Annotated in this window: 26 protein-coding genes, 2 tRNA genes and 1 pseudogene; 7 read left to right on the forward strand and 22 right to left on the reverse strand. The window is 53.7% G+C overall.

The window, feature by feature from the left end; all coding sequences use genetic code 11:
• The first annotated feature begins 185 nt into the window (after window positions 1-185).
• Window positions 186-1085 (forward strand): LysR substrate-binding domain-containing protein, encoded by a 900-nt coding sequence (locus tag FOB24_RS15820; protein WP_150345144.1) that lies wholly within the window; start codon window positions 186-188, stop codon window positions 1083-1085.
• Window positions 1086-1268: 183 nt separating this feature from the next.
• Here the strand turns inward: FOB24_RS15820 and FOB24_RS15825 are convergent, their stop codons facing one another.
• Window positions 1269-2015, reverse strand: a complete 747-nt coding sequence (locus FOB24_RS15825) for an SDR family NAD(P)-dependent oxidoreductase (RefSeq protein ID WP_085047990.1) — start codon at window positions 2013-2015, stop codon at window positions 1269-1271.
• Between the two features lie 70 nt (window positions 2016-2085).
• Window positions 2086-2775 (reverse strand): helix-turn-helix transcriptional regulator, encoded by a 690-nt coding sequence (locus tag FOB24_RS15830; RefSeq protein ID WP_087856006.1) that lies wholly within the window; start codon window positions 2773-2775, stop codon window positions 2086-2088.
• A gap of 176 nt (window positions 2776-2951) precedes the next feature.
• Here FOB24_RS15830 and FOB24_RS24725 point away from each other — a divergent pair.
• Window positions 2952-3155 (forward strand): annotated as a pseudogene (locus FOB24_RS24725) (hypothetical protein); the annotation flags it as partial.
• 27 nt (window positions 3156-3182) lie between these two features.
• Here the strand turns inward: FOB24_RS24725 and FOB24_RS15840 are convergent.
• Window positions 3183-3272: transfer RNA gene (locus FOB24_RS15840), tRNA-Ser, on the reverse strand.
• 93 nt (window positions 3273-3365) lie between these two features.
• Here FOB24_RS15840 and mtfA point away from each other — a divergent pair.
• The 5 genes from mtfA to FOB24_RS15865 all read left to right on the forward strand — a co-directional run bounded on the left by mtfA (window position 3366) and on the right by FOB24_RS15865 (window position 8004).
• A complete protein-coding gene (mtfA, locus tag FOB24_RS15845) occupies window positions 3366-4163 on the forward strand; it encodes a DgsA anti-repressor MtfA (protein WP_085047988.1) in 798 nt (265 codons plus the stop codon).
• A 99-nt stretch (window positions 4164-4262) separates the two neighbouring features.
• Window positions 4263-4338 (forward strand) — tRNA-Asn (locus FOB24_RS15850).
• A gap of 262 nt (window positions 4339-4600) precedes the next feature.
• Window positions 4601-5638, forward strand: coding sequence for an extracellular solute-binding protein (locus FOB24_RS15855; RefSeq protein WP_038641620.1), 1038 nt, complete (start codon window positions 4601-4603; stop codon window positions 5636-5638).
• Window positions 5622-7310, forward strand: a complete 1689-nt coding sequence (locus FOB24_RS15860; protein WP_150345145.1) for an ABC transporter permease — start codon at window positions 5622-5624, stop codon at window positions 7308-7310. Before FOB24_RS15855 ends, FOB24_RS15860 begins: the two co-directional genes overlap by 17 nt.
• A 10-nt stretch (window positions 7311-7320) precedes the next feature.
• The gene (locus tag FOB24_RS15865; RefSeq protein WP_038641624.1) at window positions 7321-8004 is read left to right on the forward strand and encodes an ABC transporter ATP-binding protein; all 684 of its coding nucleotides are present in this window, start codon (window positions 7321-7323) and stop codon (window positions 8002-8004) included.
• 24 nt (window positions 8005-8028) lie between these two features.
• Here the strand turns inward: FOB24_RS15865 and ldtA are convergent, their stop codons facing one another.
• From ldtA to FOB24_RS15960, 19 genes are all read right to left on the reverse strand, one after another.
• Entirely contained in the window at window positions 8029-8958 is a 930-nt protein-coding gene (gene ldtA / locus FOB24_RS15870; protein ID WP_085047985.1) for a L,D-transpeptidase, read from the reverse strand.
• 126 nt (window positions 8959-9084) lie between these two features.
• The gene (cobT, locus tag FOB24_RS15875) at window positions 9085-10149 is read right to left on the reverse strand and encodes a nicotinate-nucleotide--dimethylbenzimidazole phosphoribosyltransferase (RefSeq protein ID WP_150345146.1); all 1065 of its coding nucleotides are present in this window, start codon (window positions 10147-10149) and stop codon (window positions 9085-9087) included.
• A gap of 24 nt (window positions 10150-10173) precedes the next feature.
• Window positions 10174-10917, reverse strand: coding sequence for an adenosylcobinamide-GDP ribazoletransferase (cobS, locus tag FOB24_RS15880; protein WP_038641631.1), 744 nt, complete (start codon window positions 10915-10917; stop codon window positions 10174-10176).
• Window positions 10914-11459, reverse strand: coding sequence for a bifunctional adenosylcobinamide kinase/adenosylcobinamide-phosphate guanylyltransferase (gene cobU / locus FOB24_RS15885; RefSeq protein ID WP_087856003.1), 546 nt, complete (start codon window positions 11457-11459; stop codon window positions 10914-10916). The genes cobS and cobU overlap by 4 nt, the downstream gene beginning before the upstream one ends.
• Window positions 11456-12976 carry a cobyric acid synthase gene (locus tag FOB24_RS15890; protein ID WP_150345147.1) on the reverse strand — a complete coding sequence of 507 codons (1521 nt, stop codon included), beginning with the start codon at window positions 12974-12976 and terminating at the stop codon, window positions 11456-11458. The genes cobU and FOB24_RS15890 overlap by 4 nt, the downstream gene beginning before the upstream one ends.
• Window positions 12973-13788 carry an energy-coupling factor ABC transporter ATP-binding protein gene (locus FOB24_RS15895; protein ID WP_150345148.1) on the reverse strand — a complete coding sequence of 272 codons (816 nt, stop codon included), beginning with the start codon at window positions 13786-13788 and terminating at the stop codon, window positions 12973-12975. Before FOB24_RS15895 ends, FOB24_RS15890 begins: the two co-directional genes overlap by 4 nt.
• Before the next feature lie 8 nt (window positions 13789-13796).
• Window positions 13797-14474, reverse strand: a complete 678-nt coding sequence (locus FOB24_RS15900) for an energy-coupling factor ABC transporter transmembrane protein (protein ID WP_016156861.1) — start codon at window positions 14472-14474, stop codon at window positions 13797-13799.
• The gene (locus tag FOB24_RS15905; RefSeq protein ID WP_038641640.1) at window positions 14461-14742 is read right to left on the reverse strand and encodes an energy-coupling factor ABC transporter substrate-binding protein; all 282 of its coding nucleotides are present in this window, start codon (window positions 14740-14742) and stop codon (window positions 14461-14463) included. Before FOB24_RS15905 ends, FOB24_RS15900 begins: the two co-directional genes overlap by 14 nt.
• Window positions 14743-14744: 2 nt before the next feature.
• On the reverse strand, window positions 14745-15482 hold the full coding sequence (gene cbiM, locus FOB24_RS15910) for a cobalt ECF transporter S component CbiM (protein ID WP_038641642.1): 738 nt from the start codon (window positions 15480-15482) through the stop codon (window positions 14745-14747).
• Window positions 15479-16192: a cobalt-factor II C(20)-methyltransferase gene (locus FOB24_RS15915; protein WP_038641643.1), complete on the reverse strand. Its 714-nt coding sequence runs from the start codon at window positions 16190-16192 to the stop codon at window positions 15479-15481. The genes cbiM and FOB24_RS15915 overlap by 4 nt, the downstream gene beginning before the upstream one ends.
• A complete protein-coding gene (gene cbiK, locus FOB24_RS15920) occupies window positions 16189-16983 on the reverse strand; it encodes a sirohydrochlorin cobaltochelatase (RefSeq protein ID WP_150345149.1) in 795 nt (264 codons plus the stop codon). Before cbiK ends, FOB24_RS15915 begins: the two co-directional genes overlap by 4 nt.
• Window positions 16984-16993: 10 nt before the next feature.
• Window positions 16994-17779: a cobalt-precorrin-6A reductase gene (locus FOB24_RS15925; protein ID WP_038641647.1), complete on the reverse strand. Its 786-nt coding sequence runs from the start codon at window positions 17777-17779 to the stop codon at window positions 16994-16996.
• Window positions 17776-18501, reverse strand: a complete 726-nt coding sequence (locus FOB24_RS15930; RefSeq protein ID WP_003030278.1) for a precorrin-3B C(17)-methyltransferase — start codon at window positions 18499-18501, stop codon at window positions 17776-17778. The genes FOB24_RS15925 and FOB24_RS15930 overlap by 4 nt, the downstream gene beginning before the upstream one ends.
• Window positions 18501-19556: a cobalt-precorrin 5A hydrolase gene (cbiG, locus tag FOB24_RS15935; RefSeq protein WP_038641649.1), complete on the reverse strand. Its 1056-nt coding sequence runs from the start codon at window positions 19554-19556 to the stop codon at window positions 18501-18503. Before cbiG ends, FOB24_RS15930 begins: the two co-directional genes overlap by 1 nt.
• A complete protein-coding gene (locus FOB24_RS15940) occupies window positions 19537-20310 on the reverse strand; it encodes a cobalt-precorrin-4 methyltransferase (RefSeq protein WP_085047979.1) in 774 nt (257 codons plus the stop codon). The genes cbiG and FOB24_RS15940 overlap by 20 nt, the downstream gene beginning before the upstream one ends.
• Complete coding sequence (locus tag FOB24_RS15945; RefSeq protein ID WP_038641653.1) at window positions 20303-20872, reverse strand: decarboxylating cobalt-precorrin-6B (C(15))-methyltransferase; 570 nt, start codon at window positions 20870-20872, stop codon at window positions 20303-20305. The genes FOB24_RS15940 and FOB24_RS15945 overlap by 8 nt, the downstream gene beginning before the upstream one ends.
• Window positions 20862-21467: a cobalt-precorrin-7 (C(5))-methyltransferase gene (locus FOB24_RS15950; protein WP_061381971.1), complete on the reverse strand. Its 606-nt coding sequence runs from the start codon at window positions 21465-21467 to the stop codon at window positions 20862-20864. The genes FOB24_RS15945 and FOB24_RS15950 overlap by 11 nt, the downstream gene beginning before the upstream one ends.
• Window positions 21461-22597, reverse strand: a complete 1137-nt coding sequence (gene cbiD / locus FOB24_RS15955) for a cobalt-precorrin-5B (C(1))-methyltransferase CbiD (protein ID WP_150345150.1) — start codon at window positions 22595-22597, stop codon at window positions 21461-21463. The genes FOB24_RS15950 and cbiD overlap by 7 nt, the downstream gene beginning before the upstream one ends.
• Entirely contained in the window at window positions 22594-23226 is a 633-nt protein-coding gene (locus tag FOB24_RS15960; protein WP_150345151.1) for a cobalt-precorrin-8 methylmutase, read from the reverse strand. The genes cbiD and FOB24_RS15960 overlap by 4 nt, the downstream gene beginning before the upstream one ends.
• Between the last annotated feature and the right edge of the window lie 7 nt (window positions 23227-23233).

The raw sequence follows: 23233 nt of genomic DNA on the forward strand, positions 1-23233 counted from the left end.
ACATTCCACGGTATACCACATCAGTTCATCTCCACATGAGTCATAAACGCAAGCAAAACAGTTGCTCAATGATTTTTCATCATGCTACAAGCTAGTTATACGGCTTAAAATCGATAATAAGTCACGGGTTAGTGATGTTTAGTCACTAATTGCAGGCTACAGGCTCAGAGCAAGGAACAAATTTCATGCGCAGAAAAATACCCAGTAGTACGTCCCTTCAGGCTTTTGATGCCGCTGCAAGGCACGGTAATTTTGCCCGCGCTGCAGAGGAATTATCGTTAACGGAAGGGGCCATTAGCCGTCAGATTGCGCGACTTGAAGCTTTGCTGAACTGTAAATTGTTCGATCGTGTGGGAAGCAGGGTAAAGCTCAATCCTGTCGGCGCGCGCTATGCACATCACGTCCGTGAAACGCTCGACAGGCTTGAAAGAGATACGCAGTACATAATGGGCATGCCAGAGGGGAGTAAGAGTCTGGATATCGCCGTCCTGCCAACCTTTTCCAGCCGTTGGCTTATTCCTCGCCTGAACGGTTTTACCTCTTTATTCCCGGATATAACGTTAAATATTGCGGCCAGAACGGATCCTTTCATTTTGTCAGGAAGTGGATTTGACGCTGTCATTCATTTTGAACATTCCGCATGGGCAGGAATGCGTACGCAATTTCTGTTTCAGGAAAATCTGGTGCCTGTTTGTCATCCTGGACTACTAACCAGTCATGACGTCACGCAACAGTTGAACGAACTGCCGCGGATACACCGTCGACAAAACCCTGAAGCATGGCATCACTATGCCCGGGAAAGCGGGATATTTCTTGAGAATCCGGCTCAGGGAGTACGCTACGATCTTCATGAAATGGCCATCGCTGCCGTTATGGCGGGACAAGGGGTAGCATTGGTACCACGCATGTATGTCGAGAATGAATTGAGCTGTGGCCTGCTTGCTTCGCCCTGGCCAGCTTCAGACACGCTGAACAAAAGGTTTTGTTTAGTACAACCGACGGAAACGGGAATAAACGAGGCTGCGCTGGAAAGCTTTAAATGCTGGTTGCTTGCTGAAATGAATACGCTCACATCGATCACATAATACTGAACGATACATTACGTCCAGGTCTTCAACTCAGTTGCATCTATGCTCACGTTAAACCATACTGGAAATATTGTTATCACTTGCGCTGCAACGGAAGCGTTAATTATATTCTAACGCTCCCAGTGAGCCTACCACTTTGGCAAGGCAATTCTTAGTGTTTACCAGGTCCTGTGGGGTATTTTACTCGGCTAAATAACCACCATCGATTGGATAAACCCCTCCAGTGCAGAACGCTGAATTATCTGACAACAAAAACAATATAAAGTCTGCTATTTCTTGCATTTTTGCCATCCTTTTCATGGGGTGACTGTTTGCAAAACTACGTACGATATTTTCAGGGAATTCACTCATTCGTGGGGTTTGGACATAGCCGGGAGCGACAGCATTAATCCGAATGCCTTGACTTGCAAACTCTAGCGCAGCGGTTTGGGTTAAACCGATTATACCATGTTTAGCCACGGTGTAAGGCGCTAATCCAGGAATGCCAACCAGACCATTGACTGCAGATAAATTAACTATAGAGCCACCAAATTTCATCATCTCCGGTATTTCATATTTTAGGCAGTAAAAAACACCGCTCAATGAGGTGGCAATAACCTTATCCCAGTTTTCAACTGTCTGCTCTGTTATGTTTTTACCATGTTCACCCGTTAAGCCTGCGTTATTTACGGCATAATCGAGTCTGCCGAAATATTTGATAACCTCATCTATCATTTGCCGTACTTGTTCAGGCTGTGACACATCACATCCGATCCCCAACGCTTGTTGTCCCAGTGAAGATAATCGTTTCGCTTTTTGTTTAGCCTGCTCTGACGAGCGGGATACAATAACAACCTTCGCGCCATGTTTGTGTAATTGCTCGGCGACTGCCTCACCTATACCTGCAGTACTTCCTGTTATGACAGCAACTTTATTCTGGAAATTCATAACTCCCCCTATGAAGTAGAATTGTGTCTTTCATCTGGGTTAGTATACAAATTAGCTATGACAGTTTTTGTCAGTACTCTTTCTCCTCACAAATTCCTTCTTTTATTCTCCATTTTTTCAATAAAACTGTCCTACTTTCACTATATAGGGAATCCAGTTGTATCATCTCTTCAATTTTGTCAGTTCTAAAATGACGAAAATCATTTCTCATCTCACACCATGCAACCAAAAGCCAGCACGACTCCATATATACCAATCCGATAGGCCATATAACCCGAGAAGAGTAAGTATCTTTCTTGTCACAATACTTTATTTTGATTCTGTGTCGCTTTTTAATAGCATTGCGGATACCTGCAAAAAAGATCTCATTATTTTCTGAAGGACCAATCAGATAGGACTGACTCTCAATAAGATTTTGTAATTCACCGGGAATGACCGCGTGTATTTTGGCAAGTGCAGTCCTTGCGATATTTTTGAAGTCATAATCGGTATTATGTGATACCCAATTTAACCCAAGTGTAATAGCATTAATTTCTTCATGAGAAAGATTTAAGGGTGGTAAATGGAAATCAGACTTAACGATATAACCAATTCCAGCACCACCCTCAATGCACACGCCTTGATGCTGTAGCGTTTTTATATCTCTGTAAATGGAGCGCACACTTATTCCCAATCTTTCAGAGAGAGTGGATGCAGTGATTGGATATCTTTGCGCCCTTAATATCTGTAGTAATTCGAGAAGCCTTTCTGTTCTGGTCATGTTGATAAATCCATCTTAAGCCTGAGAGGCTATCTTAAATCATCTGTTGGATAAGCATCTTAATCCAAAGTTAGCGTACACACTTAAGTTGAACTGCCCACATTGATTAAGGATGCCCCATTGAACTTACAGCTCAAAGAAGACGGCCAGACTTGATGGCGTTCTGGCTACGCCAACTTTCAGATTACGAAGTCTCGAGTAAGGACAAACAACTCTTCTCAGGTCACAAAACTGAAAGCCAAGTTGTGGTTTATGACAGAAAAGTGAGAATTTCTCCCACATAGGATCTTCCAGTATTGGGCAAATCAGAAGATGATGATGGCGAGCTTTATACTAAGCGAATATACCGACACTATACCAAGTGTGACATGAGTCGTTGAAAGGAATTGAGCTAAGTGTTTGAATAGTGGCGGAGAGAGGGGGATTTGAACCCCCGGTAGAGTTGCCCCTACTCCGGTTTTCGAGACCGGTCCATTCAGCCGCTCTGGCATCTCTCCGTTTTGGTGGTTGCCATGATGCCAGGTAATTTGGCATTTTAACAGACCCAGTTCCGTCAATTTCGTTCAAGTGACGAGTTTGCGAGCAAAACGATGATTAAGTGGCCCTGGAAAGAGCAAGAAACAGCCCGAAATGACGACTGGCCCTGGGATAACGCCCTGGCTATTCCGCTTCTGGTGAATCTCACCGAGCAAGAACAAGCCAGACTAATCGCCCTGGCCGAGCGTTTTTTACAGCAAAAAAGATTGGTAGCACTTCAGGGGTTTGAGCTGGACCCGCTAAAAAGTGCGCGCATTGCTCTGCTCTTCTGTTTACCTGTTCTGGAATTGGGGATCGAGTGGCTCGATGGGTTTCATGAAGTTCTCATCTACCCTGCCCCATTTGTTGTCGACGACGAATGGGAAGACGAAATTGGTCTGGTACACAATCAACGTGTCGTTCAGTCCGGGCAGAGCTGGCAGCAAGGTCCGATAATTCTCAACTGGCTTGATATTCAGGATTCCTTTGATGCCTCAGGCTTTAATCTGATCATTCATGAAGTCGCGCATAAGCTGGATATGCGTAATGGCGATCGCGCCAGCGGAATTCCGGCGATTCCTCTGCGAGACATTGCCGGCTGGGAGCACGACCTGCATGCCGCAATGAACAATATTCAGGATGAAATCGATCTGGTAGGGGAAACCGCATGCAGTATAGATGCCTACGCTGCAACCGATCCGGCCGAATGCTTTGCCGTATTATCCGAGTATTTTTTCAGCGCACCTGAATTATTTGCTCCACGATTCCCGGCTTTATGGCAGCGTTTCATCCAGTTTTACCGCCAAAACCCAATGCAACGGTTACGTGATAACCCCGAAGATGACCATTATCGCTCATCAAATGTTCATTAACACTGAATTTGAAGATTAATTAACCAATTGAAATGACGCGCTAATTTTACTGTTGACACCTCAGGGTGAGGTCAGTAATATGCGCCTCGTTCACACGATTCCTCTGTAGTTCAGTCGGTAGAACGGCGGACTGTTAATCCGTATGTCACTGGTTCGAGTCCAGTCAGAGGAGCCAAATTTAAGAAGCCTGCTTAAGGAAACTTGAGCGGGCTTTTTGCTTTTCAGGCTTACATAAAAGCATCCTGCATAAGCGTTCTGCCTGTTGTACCGCCCCTATTCCATGTCGCATCACACCATTGATTAAAGTTATGTAAATGTAAATCGTTTAAACTTTGCAATTATTGTAACTGCTAGTGATTATCATTTATTGTACGCGAGCCAAAAGAACGAGCCCTGCTCGGTTCACTGTACGTTCCAATTACTCTGGGATATAAACGATGAATGCTCTGCCTCGCACCGGACTGCGCCGTATCACGCTTGCCTCTGCCCTGGTCTTCGCTGTTAGCCTGCCGGCTTTCGCCCAGGAAACATTAACGCTTTACACCACCCGTGAACCAGGTCTGATTCAGCCGTTACTTGATAGCTGGACAAAAACCAGCGGCATCAAAGTCAGTACGGTTTATATCAAGGATGGCATGCTTGAGCGCGTTAAAGCGGAAGGCAAAAACTCCCCTGCCGACCTGCTGATGACCGTTGATGCAGGCAATCTCCTCGATCTCGTGGAAGCCGGAGTGACCCAGCCGGTAGAGTCAGAAGCATTGAAAACCGCGATTCCAGCCAACCTGCGTGGCGCGGATAACCAGTGGTTTGCACTTTCTATGCGCGCTCGTGTGCTGTATGCCGAAAAATCAATGCCCATTGATAACTGGCATTACGAACAACTCGCCAGCCCGGAGTATAAAGGTAAAGTCTGTATCCGCTCCGGGCAGCATCCGTATAACACGGCGCTGATCGCTGCGATGATTGCCCATCACGGTGAAGCTAAAACCGAAGACTGGCTGCGCGGCGTGAAGGCTAACCTGGCCCGTAAAGCCACCGGCGGCGACCGCGACGTTGCCCGCGATATCCTCGGTGGAATTTGTGATATCGGTCTGGCTAACTCCTATTACGTCGGCCATATGAAAAATGCCAAAGAAGGCAGCGATGCTCGCCAATGGGGCGATGCCATCAAAGTCGTAAAACCAACCTTTGAGAATGGCGGTACGCACGTCAATATCAGCGGCGCTGCCGTTGCCCGCTATGCGCCAAATAAAGCCGATGCCGTTAAGCTGATGGAGTATCTGGTTTCCGCGCCTGCCCAGCAGCAGTATGCGAAAGCGAACTTTGAATATCCGGTATTGAAAGGCGTAACGCTTGATCCGGTTATCAGCGCCACCATCGGTGAAATTGATGTCGATAAGACACCGTTAACTGAAATCGTGAAGTATCGTAAACAAGCTAGCCTGCTGGTAGATAAAGTTGGATTCGATCAATAAACCTTTGCAGTTTCCAGCGTTACGCGGCCTGGTTTCCGGGCCGCAGTCATTATTAACGCCGTTGCATCTTGGCGCGCTGTGCGTGGCGCTTGGCGTCCTGACCCCCGTCATTGCGCTGATCTGGCAGGCTACCCAGGCCGATTTATCTCACTGGGATAATCTCCTGACGTGGGTGTTGCCTGCCGCGTTAAAAAATACCGTACTGTTGTTAGCGGGTGTCGCCGTGATGGTCGGCGTCATTGGCGTAGGTAGCGCATGGGCGGTGACGGCATGGGATTTTCCTGGACGCAAAATTCTCAGTTGGGCGCTACTGTTGCCGCTGGCGATGCCGACCTACATCGTCGCCTTTGCCTGGCTCGATCTGCTGCATCCGATTGGTCCCCTGCAAACCTTAATTCGTTTCTTACTGGGCTTTGACAGCCCACGACAGTTCCGCCTGCCAGATTTACGCTCTCTTTCCGGTGCAATAATTCTGCTCGGCTTAGTACTTTATCCTTACGTGTACCTGACCACCCGCGCCATGTTTATCAGCCAGCCGGCTCATTTACTGGAAGCCGCACGTACGCTGGGATGCAGCGCGACCGGAACTTTTTTTCGCGTTGCCCTCCCCATGGCACGTCCGGCCCTGGCCGTTGGCATCAGTCTGGCATTGCTGGAAACGCTTAACGACATCGGCGCGTCGGAATTCCTTGGGGTACAGACGTTAACTGTTACCGTGTACACCACGTGGATCTCGCGCTCCGATTTATCTTCAGCGGCGCAAATCGCCTGCATGATGCTGATGTTTATCTTCTTTATTCTGACGCTGGAATTTTATGGCCGCAGAAAACAGGGGTTCAGCAGCCGCAGTCTGCGGGAAATTCAACCCACGCGCGTGCAGGGTTGGCGCGGCTGGCTGCTTGGTGCCGTTATTTCGCTGCCGGTTGTGCTGGGTTTTCTGGCCCCGGTGCTGTTTTTAATGTGGGAAAGCGCCAAACGTATCGGCAATGACAACCTCCTTTCCCCTTCGTTACTGTCAGCATTACAAAATACGCTCTTGCTCGCGGCGGGAACCACGCTGGTGGTGGTTTGCGTCAGTATGCTGGTAGCCTGGAGCGCACGCCATAGCGCTGCAGACAACGCGATGCCGGGGTTTCGCCGTGGCGTGATGCGTCTGGCCTCTTTAGGCTACGCGGTTCCCGGCACAATCCTGGCGATTGGTTTTTTAACGCCCGCCATGGCGGTTGACCGTTGGCTGGCTGACTTGCTGGATGTGCGTGGCCTGCCGCTGATGTCAGCCGGGATCCTGCTGGTCATTTGTTGCGCCATGCGTTTCCAGGCGATTGCCATCGGCGCGCTGGATTCCGGTCTGGGACGCATTCCACCTTCGCTGGAGCAGGCTTCCCGGCTGTTGGGCGAGAATGGCGCGGGCACGTTTGCACGGGTTCATTTCCCTCTACTGCGCCCGGCGCTGGTAAGCAGCGCCCTGCTGGTTTTTGCCGACGCGATGAAAGAGCTACCCACAACATTACTTTTGCGTCCGGTTAACTTCGAAACGCTGGCAACATTGCTGTATGCGGAAGCCGCTCGTGGAACTTATGAAGAAGGTGCAATCGCCGCGCTAATGATTGTTTTAGCTGGCACGCTACCGGTTATTTTATTGGTGCGTCACCAAATGACTCGCCGGGGTTAAGAGAGTAACAATGTCAGAAATTGCATTACGCCTCCAGGATGTGCACGTTGCCTATGGCAACAGCCAGCAATCGGTACTGAATGGATTTTCAATGTCGGTACGCAAAGGGGAAATCGCCTGTCTGTTAGGGGCTTCAGGCTGCGGGAAAACCACGGTTCTACGCGCCGTTGCGGGGTTTGAACGACTGCGAAGCGGAGAGATCTATGTGTCTCAGCATCGTGTTGCCGCTCCCGGTGTTCATCTCCCGCCTGAAAAGCGTCATGTCGGCATGGTTTTTCAGGAATATGCGTTATTTCCGCATCTGACCGCGCACCAAAATGTCGCCTTTGGATTACGCCGTATGCCGCGTGAAGAACAGCAGGCCCGGGTGGCGGAGCTGTTAAAAATGGTGGAATTACATAGCCATGCCAACCGCTATCCCCATGAACTTTCCGGCGGTCAGCAGCAGCGCATCGCGCTCGCGCGTGCGCTGGCACCGCATCCGGAAATTCTGTTGCTGGATGAACCCTTTTCCAGCCTTGATAAGCGCACGCGCGAGCGTCTTGGCAACGAGGTACGGGATATTTTGCGCGCTGCCGGGCAAACGGCACTGCTGGTTACCCACAGCGAACACGAAGCGCAGCTAATGGCAGACCATATCGGCGTGGTAAAAATGGGGCAGTATCAAATTAAAAAAGCGCCCCACCTTATCTGACGATAAACCTGGGCCGCTTTAATATTAAAAATGCTGCTGAACCTGGCTGATGTTCACCGGCATACCGGAGCGTCTTTCCAGGGCCTGATTCCCGCGGCTCACATCCACGCCACTCCCGCTGATAAATGTGCGCAAAGCGGGAGTGATCGGCAAGGGAACCTTTCTGTCAGACTCGTACTCAGAACGATTTCTTGACAGCGGCTCATGCACTTCTACCCAGCGGCTGCCGTCTGGTTCCACGCTGTATTTCACCGGGCGGTCAATCAGTTGCACACGCGTCCCAACCGGCACCGTGTCAAACAAGTACTTAATATCGTCATTACGCAAACGGATGCAGCCCTGGCTCACCCGCAGACCAATACCAAAGTTAGCATTAGTGCCGTGAATGGCATAAAGCCTGCCGATATAAATCGCATACAGGCCCATCGGGTTATCTGGTCCGGCAGGCACAAACGCCGGTAAGGTTTCCCCACGTGCGGCATATTCCCGTCGGGTATTCGGCGTCGGCGTCCAGCTCGGCGCTTCCTGCTTACGCTCGACCGCCGTCACCCAGTTACGCGGCGTTTCTCTCCCCGCCTGTCCAATGCCAATCGGCAAAACTTCAACCGTGTTTGTGCCCGGAGGATAGTAATAAAGACGCATTTCGGCGACGTTGATAACAATGCCTTCACGCACGGTATCCGGCAAGATCAGTTGCTGCGGTACGACCAGCGTTGAGCCAGACTTAGGCAGAAAAACGTCTACGCCGGGATTGGCCTCGAGCATATTGCTCAACCCTTGCCCGTACTGCGCGGCAAAGGCCTCCAGCGGCTGGGTGTTTCCGGGCGGGACCGTAATCGTCAGCGGGCTACCTACCAGACGACTACCTTCTGGCGGCAGCGGATAACTCACCGCGTGTGCTACCTGACTCGCAAGCAGCATGATGAGTGAACAAAGCAGTTTTACACGACGCATCTTTTTCCTTTCCGTTGCCGCAGCAGATATCCGGTAATTATAGCTTTTATTATCTGTTTTAGTGGGTTACGAATTCAATGCGCAAAAATAAACCTCGCCATACGGCGAGGTTCTGGGGGCACGTAACTATGCTTCTTTACCATCCGGTAGCACAATGTTGCTGGCGGCTAACTGCCCCATGTTGTGGTACATCGCGCAGGCTGCCTCAATAATCGGCATCGCCAGCGCGGCCCCGCTGCCTTCACCTAAACGCATCCCCATATTCAGATACGGATCCAGCTCCAGATGCGCCAACGCAGTGCGGGCCCCCTTCTCAGCAGAGAAATGTGACGGGATCAGATAGGGTTTAATCTGCGGTGCGATCTGGCAGGCCGCCAGCGCAGCAGAGTATGAAAGAAAACCATCCAGCACGACCGGCAGCCCACAGGAGGCCGCGCCCAGCATCACACCCGCCATGCCAACCAGATCAAATCCGCCCACTTTTGCCAGTACATCGATACCGTCATTGCGATCCGGTTGATTGACGGCAATGGCTCGCCGCACAACCTCTACTTTATTACCTACTCTGGAAAGCGGCAGGTTAGCGCCGATGCCCACCACATCTTCGGCATCGCTGCCGGTCAGCACGCTGACGATAGCCGCCGCGGGCGTGGTATTTGCCATACCGAGTTCACCCACGCCAAACAGCGTTACGCCCTCTTTCGCCAGTTCATGGGTATAGCGGATAACTTCCAGCAGCAGTTCCTCTGCCTGCGAACGGCTCATTGCCGGGCCCTGGGCAATATTGCCGCAGCCGCGCGCGACGCGCATATTCACCACGCCGGGGATAAGCTCCGCGTCAATTCCCACGTCAATGACATGCACCTTTGCCCCAGCCTGAGCGGCCAGAACGCAAACGCCGGTCGTCCCACGCGTCATATTGGCGGCCTGAATAGCCGTGACCACTTTAGGCGAAACGGCAACCCCTTCATCCCAGACGCCATGATCGGCGCACATCACCAGCATCGCTTTGTCCTTCACATGCGGCATACCTTTCAGGCCAGGCATACCAGCCAGTTGCACAGCAAGAGATTCGAGCCGACCCAGACTTCCCGGCGGCTTTAATAAGCCATCAATATGCTGCTGAGCACGCAGCATCGCGGCACTGTCAGGTGAAGGGATCGCGTGGAGTAAAGAGGTTAAAGTCTGCATAAGGGTTCCAGTATGTTGGCTGACTCAAAGCAGAGCCAGCAAGAATATCAACTCGCCAAGTTCAATGGCTGCGCCCAACGTATCGCCGGTTTGCCCACCCAACGTACGTTTTAATAACTGCCCAAGAATGAAAATCGCCACCATCGTGACAGCCATCGCTGCTACGCCGCGCATGCCCGGAAGCAGCACAGCGGCCAGGATTGCCGCCAACCCCAGTGTGACGCAGGTTTGACGCCCGGTAACTTTGCCGATAAAGACATTGCCCAGCCCTTCTTCGCGGGCGTAGCGATGTCGATACATCAGCAAAACAGCGCTACCCCGCCCGGCGACACATGCCGCAGCCAGCGCCGCCAGCATTGGCGTGCCACGTAAAGCCAGTTCGCTCACTACCAGCACTTTGGCCAGCAAAACGAAAATTAACGCCAGACCGCCATGGGTTCCCAGGCGACTGTCGCGCATGATTTCCAGCATCCGTTCGCGTCGACGGGCAGAAAAAATACCGTCACAGGTATCCGCCAGACCGTCCAGATGAAAACCGCCGGTCAACAACGCCAGCGTCAATACGGCAAATAAGGCTGCCAGTGGAGTACCACACCAGGGCTGCAGCGCCATAAAGACCAGCCCCGTCAGCCCGCCCAGCACCACGCCTATCAGGGGAAACATCACGATACCGCGCGAATAGTGCTCGAAATCCAGTCCTTGCGACCAGCGAGCAGGAACGGGCAAGCGGCTGATAAAAGAAAGCATTGCCCAGAACAACTTACTCATTTAATTTTGACTCCAATTCCTGATACCACCAGCCACACCTCATCAGCTGCCGTCGCCAGTCTCTGGTTCACACGTCCGGCAATATCGCGAAAATGCCGGGCCAGACGGTTCTCCGGAACAATCCCCATTCCGACTTCGTTAGTCACCAGGACCACCGTTGCCGGGCAACGGTGACAGGCAGCAATCAGCAAACGGATCTCATCCTCGATGGACCGCTCCATCGCTGCATAATCCCAGCTATCCGGGTCGCTGTCACCGCCCAGCGCGAACAGCAGATTGGTCACCATGGTGGTGATGCACTCCAGCAAAATGGCTTCCTGAGGATCGTTTGTTGCCGTAATCAGTTCATCGAGATGTTGCCAGCGCTCGGCAGTACGCCAGTGCGCAGGGCGTCCATCGCGATGGTGCTGAATGCGCGCCGCCATCTCCTCATCAAAAATCTGCGAAGTCGCGATATACAGAACGTTTGGGGAATCAGCGATTAGCGCTTCCGCATGTCGACTCTTGCCGCTTCGTGCGCCGCCCGTAACCAGAATCATCATACGGGCTCCCGGTGTTGCTTCATGATGGTATAAATTTTCTCAATATCGATGTGTTGCCGCATCGCATCCGCCAGCAGATCAAACTGCTGCGATTTATATTGCGCGTAATGGAAGGTGGAATCCAGCGGTGCTAATCCTTTGCGTACGCGCAGGCCATTCACCAATGCACGGGTAAATTCATCGCTGTCGAACAAACCGTGAAGATAGGTGCCGAACGCCAGGCCATCTGGTGTTACCGCGCCGTCAGCCACATGTCTGCCTTCTTTGCGCAGCGTCATCACCGACTGGCATGCTTCGGATAATGCCGTTTCGCCCATATGGATTTCATAACCGCGAACGGATAAGTCTGCCGCGCCCGCCAGCCAGTCGGGCAGCGAAGAAGCCATTTTCCCCTCAACCAGGGTCGTGGTTTTATGCTGGGCAAAATGGGTCACCGTATTAAGCAAGCCCAGACCCGGCAGCGTACCGAGCCCTGATTCCACCTCATCAATGATGGTATCGCCGAGCATTTGGTAGCCACCGCAAATCCCCACCACCGGAACGTTATTACGATGCAATTGCACGACGCCATGCGCCATTCCGCTTTCACGCAGCCACACCAGATCGCCCAGCGTGTTTTTGCTGCCTGGCAGAATCACCAGATCGGCCCCTGCCAGTTCTTCAGGCTGGCGAACATAGCGCACGCGCACATCCGGTTGTGCCGCAAGCGCATTGAAATCAGTAAAATTAGAAATGTGCGGAAGTTGAACAACGGCAATGTCGATGTCGCGTTTGTCAGTACGCAGATACTTGCCCTTTTGCAGCGCCACGCCGTCTTCATCTTCCAGATCAACATCCAGCCATGGCATGACGCCCAGCACCGGAACGCCGGTCAGCGCTTCAATTTGCTCGATACCGGAGTACAGCAACGCCACATCACCGCGAAACTTATTGATGATCACCCCTTTTACCCTGGCGCGTTCATGGTCATGCAGTAGCGCCAGCGTGCCGTAAATAGAGGCAAACACGCCGCCGCGATCGATATCGGCCACCAGAACGACCGGGCATTGCGCCATCTCAGCCATGCCCATATTGACGATATCGCGATCGCGCAGGTTAATCTCAGCGGGGCTTCCCGCGCCTTCCAGCACCAGCACATCGAACTCCTGCGCCAGACTGTTATACACTGACAGGATCTGCTCCCGCAGGCGCGGCTTATACTCGTGGTAACTCACCGCATCCATATCGGTCGCCACTTTGCCCATCAGCACAACCTGCGCTTTACGATCGCTGGTCGGCTTAAGCAGCACCGGATTCATACGCACATCCGGCGTAATGCCGGCCGCCTCAGCCTGAAAAATTTGCGCGCGGCCCATCTCTTTCCCCTCTGGCGTAATGCCCGAGTTCAGCGCCATATTCTGCGATTTGAACGGCGCGGTACGCAGTCCGTCCTGGTAAAAAATTCGACACAGCCCGGCGACCAACACGCTTTTACCCACATCAGATGCCGTTCCCTGCAACATTATTGCCTGCGTCATGACGCCTCCTTCAGTGCGTTCTCTCGCATACGACTAAAAAATTCAGCCTCTGTTTTACACAGCGGGAAACCCAGCTCAGTATGCAGCTTCACCAGCCAGGGCTGGGTCAATCCAGCTTGTTCAATAAGATCCGTCCGGGCGAAAACCTCACCCGGGGTGCCGTGCGTCAGCACTTCGCCCCGGCGTAAAACGTAAACTGCATCGCTGACCTCATAGATAAGATCGATATCATGGCTGGAGATAACCACGTGGTTTCCTTGCGCTACGATGCGTTTGATTATCTCAATCATCTGCGTGCGGCCTGATGGGTCAAGGCCTGCAGTAGGTTCATCCAGTAGCAGATATTGCGCCTGCAACACCAGCGCACTGGCAATCGCCACGCGTTTTTTTTGCCCGTGGCTTAAACACTGAATAGGCTGATGGCGAAAATGCTGGGCATCAACCAGCGTGAGCGCATCTTCCACCCGACGTGAGATTTCAGCTTCATCCACCCCAAGGTTGCGCAGACTGAACGCAATATCGCTGTCGATATCGGTATAAAAGATTTGCTGATCGGGATCCTGAAATACGGTTGCCACCTGCTGACGCAGCGCCAGCAGGCCGCGCTTGCTGTAATCCAGCGGTTTGCCCTGCCACATCACCGCGCCTTGCTGCGGTCGCAATAACCCGCTCAGATTCATAAACAGCGTGGATTTCCCGCAGCCATTGGCCCCTACCAGCCCGGTGACGGCATGCGTAGAAAAGTCCAGCGTTAGCCCTTTGAGGATCGGGTCATCCTGATAGCGAAACCAAAGCGCTGAAGTGGCAAGCATACTTTTCCTTACAGGTGAAAATCACCTTGATACAGTTTGATATCCAGTGTGGTGGTCATTTGCTGGTAGCGGATCAACACACGGGTAAATAACAATCCCACCAGCATCGCCAGCGAGCGGTAGCCCAACGGCAAGCTACGATAACCAAAACGCAGCGTTTGCGCGCGATGAATAGCCAGCGCCTCGTCTAACAGGATAAAAATAAACCGCCAGGTCAGCAGGATCTGTTCAGTCAGCAGGCGAGGAACGTGTGCGCGTTTGAGTAAAATAATCAACTGCGGAAACGGCAGATTCAGCACTAACCAGAAGGTTGCCGCCAGCGCCGCAAGGCTGCGCCAGAAGGTTTCATTGGCAGTGACCAGGCCTGGCGCGCTCACGCCTAACCAATAGCTTCCTACGGGGATACTGGCCAGCAGGGTTTGCGGATCGCGGCTAAAACTAAACAGGATGGTCACAACACCAACCGTCAGAAAACCAAACGGCAATGCCATCCAGCGGCACCAGCGCCAGAAGGAAATGCGCAGCAGCCAGCAGCTCAGCGCGGCAATCAGTAACAGCTCGATACCCTGCCCCAACGGGGGCAGGGTAAACGCCAGAATCATCATCATCAGCCAAAGCAGAAATTTCCGCACCGGCGAGACATGAAACCAGCGGCTTTGATAGCTAAGCCTGTCAAGCCCGGTCATCACGGCGTTGTCTGCCCTTGGTGTAACCCAGAATGTAGAAAATTACGGCAGCGCCCAGCGACCCCTGGAGCGTAAACAGCAGGCTTTCAATTTCGCCACTTGCCGGTTCGTACAACGGCTGGAACCACGGCTCATAATGCGGGGCGATAGCCTGAATCTGGCTTTCCGCCTCACCGTCTGAACCACCGTACTCTCCACCGTGGTTGATAAAGAACGGCAGGATCACCAGCGCCACCACCATGCATAACAAAATCAGCGTCTTTTTCATCGTTAATGTCCTTGTGCGGTTATCAACTGGCGTTTGGTTAGCTGGTCATAAATCATTACGGTGAGCAGACCTTCCGCAATCGCGATGGGGATCTGCGTCAGGCAGAAAATGCCCATGAATTTCACAATCGACCCCATTGCGCCTGCGGACGGATCCGGGAACGCAACGCCCAGTTGCACCGAGGTAACAAAATAGGTGACGAGATCCGCCAGCATGGCGCACAGGAAGACGCAGACATCCCGGCGTAGCCCCGCGCGGCAGGCCATTTTCCACACCATGTAACCTACTACCGGGCCAATCACCGCCATCGACATACCGTTGGCGCCGAGCGTCGTTAAACCACCGTGCGCCAGCAGCAAGGCCTGGAATAGCAGGACGATTGCACCGAGAATAGCGACCACACCCGGTCCGAACAGGATAACCGCCAGCCCGACACCAGTCGGATGCGAGCAGCTTCCGGTAACGGAAGGAATTTTCAGCGCCGACAGCACAAAAATAAACGCGCCGCAGAGGGCCAGTAACACTTTTTGGTGGCTGTCTTCCTGGACGATTTGACGCAAGCGCACTAATCCGTACCACAGGCAAGGTAAAAACAGCAGCCACCAGGCCAGCGCCCACATTGGCGGCAAGAAGCCTTCCATAATGTGCATGGCGAACGCTTGCTCAGGGACAATCATCAGTAATAGCGCCGCAGCCAACCCGCTGAAAGACAGCTGTTTTAGCTGTTGTTCAAGCTTCATTGTGCATACTCCCACTGTTTATTAACCAGAATGGTCGAGAAATAAGGCAGCGGCTGGTCGTCGCTGACTTCGTTGAGATGACGCCAGCACTGCTCACCCGGCAGTGTGGCTTCAGACATCATCAATGCGCAATTCAACAAGCCCTCTTGTTGCAGCAACGCTTTGATGCGCGCAAAACGACCGTACACTTTCATCAGCACCAGGCTGTCATGCTGCTTTAACGCCTGCTGGATTTCCGCTTCCGGCGCGGTACATGAGACCACCGCCAGCGACTGTTGCTCCATGGCGAGCGGCGTTTTCGAACGCGCGGCAATCGCGGCAAAAGAGGTCACGCCCGGAACGATTTCCAACCAGTCAGGACAGCCAATACGCTGGAGTAAAAAGACCCAAGTACTAAACAGCATGGCATCACCAAGGGTAATAAAACCAACCTGTTTACCGGCCTCCACTTCCTGAACCAGCGCGGCGGCAACCTCATCCCAGACAGCCTCTTTTTCAGCGCTGTCGGCACTCATTGGAAAATGGCAGCAGCGGACTTCGGTCTGCTCGCCGATATACTCCCGCACGATTGACAGCGCCAGGCTGTCGCCGCCTTTACGCCCGGCAGGCGCATAGAGAATATCGAGCTGACCCAGCGTGCGGGCGGCGCGCACGGTGATGAGATCGGAAGCGCCTGGCCCGGTGCTTAACGCGTACAGTTTTCCGCTCATGCCGCTTCCTCCAGCGCCACATTCAGCGCCTGCTGTAAATGCGCCACAAACATGGCGCGCACCGCCGGATTCTCACCCAACCCACTGAGCCACGGCGTAGCCCGTATCCCGGCCGCATTAAACAATGTCTTCCACGAATCGTCTTCGTCGGAGGCCATATCATTGATGGCATGGTCGCCAGCAACTAACATCAGCGGCATCAGATGCACCGCCGTCACCCCTTCCTGAGACAAACTATCAATTAACACATCCACTTCCGGGTAGCTTTCCACCGCCCCGACCCGCGCCGGGTAGCGCTGCGCCGTCATCATATGATCGAGACAGGCATAAGCGGCAAAGGCATGATGGCTGGCTCCGTGCCCCATAAAGACCACTTTTTCCTTTTCGCCAAGCGGCGGCATCTGCTGTTGCAGCGCCAGCATCAGGTGCGCGTAATCTTCATGGCTGCTCAGCAGCGGTACGCCGAGCGTCAGGCGAGAAAACAGCGGACGCATACTTTGTACTTCGCGGACTATTTTTTCGTATTCGTCGCCGTTGATGATGTGCAGCGACTGAATAGCCACATCCTGATACCCCTGCTCTGCCAGCTTTTGCAGCGCCTGCAACGGCGTGTCGATATCAATGCCGTCACGCTGCTTGAGCTTGCGGATAATCATCCCGGAGGTAAACGCACGGAACAGGTCACGATCCGGGCAACTGGCCGCGAGATCGCGCTCGCAGGCCACAATATTTTTCTCACAGGTGTCGTGATAGCTGGTGCCAAAGCTGACCACCAGAAGCGCCTTTTTCATCTCTAACTCCTTAAGCAGCGGCCAGCCAGCGCGTTAAACGCGCCCCAAATGCGGCCTGACTTTCCAGTAACTCTTCTCCCGTCACCAACGGTGCCGGACGTGTAATCACGATGCAGGGGATACCAGCATCCAGACAGGGTTGAACTTTTTCCTGATAACCACCTTCCGCACCAGATGCTTTGGTGATCACCACATCAGCCTGACACTGACGGTAAAATGCGGCGTTGAACTCGGCGCTAAACGGCCCGCACAACGCAAAAATTTCACCGACGCCAAAACCCAGATCCGCGCATTGCTGAATGACCTCAGGTACAGGCAAAACACGCGCCAGCAGCGTTTTTTCCGCTAATCTTTCACGCCAGATGGCTAAATCTTTACTGCCGGTGGTGAGCAACACGCGTTTACCGAAGCGTCGCGCCACCTCGCAGGCTTGCTGAATACTCTGTACGGTAAACAGATGCGGGTGGGTTAAACCACTCAACTGCTCAGGACGTTGGTAGCGGCTCAGCAGCACGCCCGCCGCTTCGCAAGCGCTCACGATATTGCGGCTCACCACCTCGGCATACGGATGCGAGGCATCAATCACCCAGCGCGTCCGATTTTCCTGCAGCCAGGCAATCATTTGCTCACGCTCCAGACGTCCGCAACGCACCTGGCCTTTGATGTCTCCCGCCAGCTGCTTCCCCGTTGGGGTCGCCACTGACAGGGTGTAGGCCACGTTTGCCGCATCCAGTTGCTGGCACAGCATGCGCGCATCGCTGGTACCGCCCATGACCAACACGTCACCGTAATTCACAGCACATAACCTCGTGGCGTGATCATCAGGCCGTCCTGTACGTAGGTTGTTTTATTGCCAACGATCACCAGACTGGTCATATCAACCGGCTCAAAGTCCATTTCACCGAGAGTGGTCAGCCATTTTTCCTGCTTTTTACGTCCGGCTGATTTCACGATACCCACAGGCGTTTGCGCGCTCTTGCTGGCGGAAAGCAGCTCAAATGCGCGCGCCAGATGACCTTCGCGACCGCGACTGCGCGGGTTGTAGAAACAGATAACAAAGTCGGCTTCGCCAGCGGCAACGATGCGTTTTTCGATAACCGGCCATGGCGTCAGCAGATCGCTTAAGCTGATGTGGCAGAAGTCGTGCATCAACGGCGCGCCCAGTAAGGAGGCGGCGGCGATGCTGGCAGTCATGCCTGGGATCAGTCTGACCTCAACATCCAGCTTTTGCTTACTGACCAGCTCCAGCACCAGCCCGGCCATCCCGTAAATCCCCGCATCACCGCTACTGATGAGTGCCACATTGTGACCCGCCTGCGCCAGTTCGATCGCCGCCTGACAGCGTTCAATCTCCTTGCACATCCCGGTTTTGATCACCTGTTTGTCGCCAGTAAAGGCCTTAACCAGATGGGTGTAGGTTTTATAGCCAACGATGATTTCCGCTGCCTGTAGTGCTTCAACGGCTTCCATGGTCATCATTGCCTGCGAGCCAGGGCCAATTCCAATTACGCTTAACATCAGTGTGAAACTCCCAAAGTGATAGTGACGCCCTGTTCTCGCAGGGTCTCGCCTAACAGTTGTCCGTGGCTCAGCAGCCAGGCTGCAGGACCAGAAACGCTTCCTGTCCCCACCGTTTTGCGAACAAACGATGAGGCCGGAAAACGGTGTTCATGCTCACGCAGCGCGTCAGCGGAAAAGGTTTCGAAAGGCACGCGGCAGCACGAAGCCAACTGGATGAGCCCCTGTTCATCTTTTTTCAGCGTGATACTGCCAATGGCTTTGAGCGCCAGCGGGTCGAGTTGCTGGGCTTCAAGTTGACGGGCAAGCAGCGCAGCCAGCAGTGGAAACGGTGTGTCGCGGCGACAACCAATTCCGGCCACGACCCGCTGCGGCACCAGCTTCCAGTGCGGAACAGGCAGTTCGGGTAAGTTGGTGCGTAAGGTGATACACACCAGCGCATCCAGTTCGGGAAGCTGATTGAGATCGGTTACCGTGATAAAACCACGGCGATCGCAATGGCTGATATCCTGAGTCAGTTCGTCATCCCACCACAGGCCAACCCGCTTGTTGCTGACCAGCATCTGATTCACGATCTTCACCGCCGAACGGAAATCGCTCATCCGGGCATTCAACTGGAATGCCAGCGTATCCAGGGCCGCCATATCGTTGACATCCGTCGCCGTGGTGATAACCGGGTCGGCGCCCAACATGCCTGCCAGATAACGCGCCAGCGCATTCGCGCCCCCTGCGTGGCCGGAGAGCAGGCTGATGACATGCTGGGCACGTTCATCAATGACCACCACCGCCGGATCGCAAAATTTATCGTTGACCAGCGGGGCCAGTACGCGCACCGCAATGCCGGTCGCTCCGATAAAAATCAGCGCCGAATAATTCATAAACGCTTCGCGGGCGGTATTGGCAAAGCCGTTTTCAAAGGGAATAAACCCCTCCTCCAGCAGCTTTTCACTGGTAAAACAGGTGACCGGCAGCATAGCCGCCAGACGTTTCGCCAGCACAACGCCGCCTGGCGTCAGGCAAAAAAGCGCAATTGACTCAGGCTTTACGGTATTCATGGCTAAAGTCCGCCGCATAGAGTTTGGAGTAGTGATACTCCGAGCCCAGGAAATCACCGACCAGAATCAGGGCCGTTTTGCGGATGCCCGCATCGCGAACCTTGTCGCCAATATCCGCCAGAGTACCGCGCACGGTCTGGCTTTCCGGCCAGGTCGCCTTGTAGATCACCGCCACTGGCGTGGTCGCCGGATAACCGCCTTCAATCAAACGCTCGGCCACCCGATGAATACGCTGGACGGAAAGATAAATCGCCATAGATGTCTGGTGACTGGCAAACGACTCCAGTTGTTCGCGCTCGGGGACCGGCGTGCGTCCTTCCAGACGGGTAATGATCAGGCTTTGAGAGACTTCAGGCACGGTATACTCCACGCCGAGTTCCGCCGCCGCACCGAGGAATGCGCTGACGCCGGGCACCACCTGCCAGTCGATCCCGCGTTTGGTCAGTTCCTCGCCCTGCTCGCGGACGGAACCGTACAGTGAGACGTCGCCAGTTTGCAGACGCACCACGGTCTTGCCAGCCTTCACGCCAGCTTCCATCAGATCGAGGATCTGCTCCAGATGCAGTTCAGCGCTGTCGTGGCATTCAGCACCGGCGGGGCAATATTCCAGCAGTTCGGTGTTAATCAGCGATCCAGCGTAGATAACCACCTGCGCCTGCTGTAGCAAACGGTAACCTTTGAGGGTAATCAGCTCGCGATCGCCAGGACCTGCGCCAACGAACCACACGCTACGGGGATCAAAAATCTCAGACATGGTTTCCTTCCTTCTGACAGGCGATAACAAATACGGGGTTATTCGGTTTGAAATAATGACCACTGCCAAGCGTGGTAAGCGAGGAAACCTGTAGCTGCAGGCAATCCACTCCCTGTACGCCAAGATGGTCCAGATGAGCCAGCGCGGTATTGAGGTTTTCCTGGAGGATAAACGTCATTACCAGCCGCCCGGCGGGATGCAGTTGACGCATCGACCAGTCAATGAGATCGGTCAGATGCCCACCGCTGCCGCCCATAAAAATGGCATCGGCTTTTTCGGCGATGGTCATTGGCGCAACGCCGGGAAAAATGTCGATATTTGCGCAGGCAAAATGCTGGCGATTTTCATCCAGCAACCTGAGCGCCGCCGGGTTACGTTCGATTGCCGTCACGCGCAATCCTGGATATTGCAGCGCCGCTTCTATCGACACGCTGCCTGTTCCCGCACCAATATCAATCAGGTGACTGGCGCGGTGTAATTCAAGTTTTGAGAGGGCAAGTGCGCGTACCGCTTCTTTGGTCATCGGCACCTTCTCTCCACGCAGAAACAGCTCATCTTTCATCAAGGATCACCACTGCATTCATGTCATAGTCGGCATTAATTTCACTCACAGGCAGGACATGGATCCGCTCGTTTTCCATCGCCAGGTTTTCGCCAATAACCATCCAGCGATGTCCCTTGCCTCGAGTGATTAGCTGCTGCGCGATTTCACGTGGGCCGCACAACGCATCTGTAACCATCCCCACCTTGTTATGTCGGGCCAGTTCATCGAAACAGACGCTGCGCCCGTGGCTACTGGTCAGCCACATATCGTTCATATCGATACCGGACTGCGCGCACAGATACTGCACCGCGCTAATACCGGGAATAATGCGTACCTGCCCGATGCCAAAATGCGCCACCATGCGCGTCCCAATGCCGTAGAACAGCGGATCGCCAGACGCCAGTACGACGACATGCTTATCCTTGTGCGCAGTTACCCAGTTCAGGAGCTCCGCGATATTGGCGCCAAGAGCAAACCGTTCACCGGTGAAATCCGGGAATTGCTGCAAATGCCGCTTTCCGCCGACCAGCACGTCAGCCGTTGCGACCGCTTCACGCGCCGCAGGCGTCATCAAATGCAAACCCGCGGGTCCCATTCCCACAACGGTTAACATTGCATCTCCTCAGCAATTTCTGCGATCGGGCGATTACTGCCAAGCACCTGATTGTCAAACGAGAACATGATGGCGTCGCAGGTCGGGGGATTTTTGGTAAAGCGCAACGTTTGCAGAACGCGCATACAGATCCGCTCCGCCAGATGGTTATAAATATGCTGAAAGCCGTACGCGTCGATGTGTTCCATCGCCGCTTCGGTAGTATCGCAGTCGCTGACCAGCCTCAGCAGTTCCAGAGGCGCGCCAAGCAACGCGAGATGGGCCACCAGCGTTTCCATACGCGCATCGGCAATATGGCTGTGGGTATGGAAGATCCCCGCCGCGATTTTGATAAGTTTCCCGGGATGTCCCACCAGCACGATTTGCCGAAATCCCAGACGGACGGCTTCTTCAATCATGTAGCCGACAAAGTTGCTCATGGTGACCACAACCTGGGTGTCGATGCCCATCTGTTCACGCACAAAACGTTCACCGTGGTTTCCCGGCACCAGAACCACGCGATCCAGACCCGCCGCGCGTTTAATTTCCAGCTCCAGCGACAGCGAACGCTTCCAGCTCTCTTCCGACATTGGCGTGACGATACCCGTGGTGCCAATAATCGAAATACCGCCCAGAATGCCAAGCCGCGAGTTGTAAGTTTTTTGCGCCCGCTCTTCGCCTTCCGGCGCGAAGATTTCAATCTGCGCCCCACGATTTGGACCAATCGCTTCACGTACCGCCGACTCAATGGTCTGGCGAGGTGTGCGGTTAATCGCCGAACTCCCCACCGGTAGACCGATCCCTTTGCGGGTAACCGTACCGACCCCTTCACCGCCCTGTAAGGCGATCACGCCACTATCATCTAACGTCACGTGGGCAAAAATCAGCATGCCATGCGTGGCATCGACATCATCGCCACCGTCTTTACGGATCGCGGCTATCGCCTGCTGCCCTTCGATATGCGGCGATTCGACGTTCAGGCACAGCGTCACCCCGGAAGGCGTCACGATGGAAACCTGATGGATCAGGTGCTGGCGCAATACCATCAGCGCCGCCACTTTTGCAGCCGCCGTCGCGCACGATCCCGTGGTATATCCTTTACGCAGCGCTTTGCCGTTGTGCCACACCGGCGTATCGAAGGCCTCGCTCATCGCGCCCCCTGCATGTGATAAAGCATGGCATTGACGATAGCAGCGGCGACGTTACTCCCCCCTTTACGGCCTAACGCAGCAATGGCCGGCAGGTTGCTTTGGGTCAGGGCATCTTTCGACTCTTCAGCACCAACGAACCCAACCGGTACACCAACCACACCGCTAACCGCAACATCATGCTCAAGCAGGCGGAACAGCGCTGTCGGCGCGTTGCCAAAAACAAACAGCTTTTCCCCCTCTTCTTTCACCGCAACATCGACAGCCGCCATTGAGCGGGTGATCCCCTGCTCTTTTGCCGTACGTACGACTCGTGGATCGCTGATATAGCAGCGGCACTCGCCGCCAAATTTTGCCAGCAGCGTTTTATTGATCCCGGAAAGGGCCATGGTGGTATCGGTATAAATCACGCTCGAACGGCTAAGCGCCGCGCAGAACTGCTCCAGCACATCACTGGAAAACCACAGAATGTCCAGCCAGTCGAAATCCGCCGTGGTGTGAATGACCCGCTTGATAATGGCTTCATGCAACGGACTGGCAAACTGATAGTCCGGACGGGTTTCACGGATAATCTCGCCTATAATGTCGAAACTTTTGGCCTCAATAGCCTGGGGTTGCTGGATATATTGCATAGTGTTG

This window comes from Citrobacter werkmanii (assembly GCF_008693645.1).
GTDB classification, from domain to species: domain Bacteria; phylum Pseudomonadota; class Gammaproteobacteria; order Enterobacterales; family Enterobacteriaceae; genus Citrobacter; species Citrobacter werkmanii.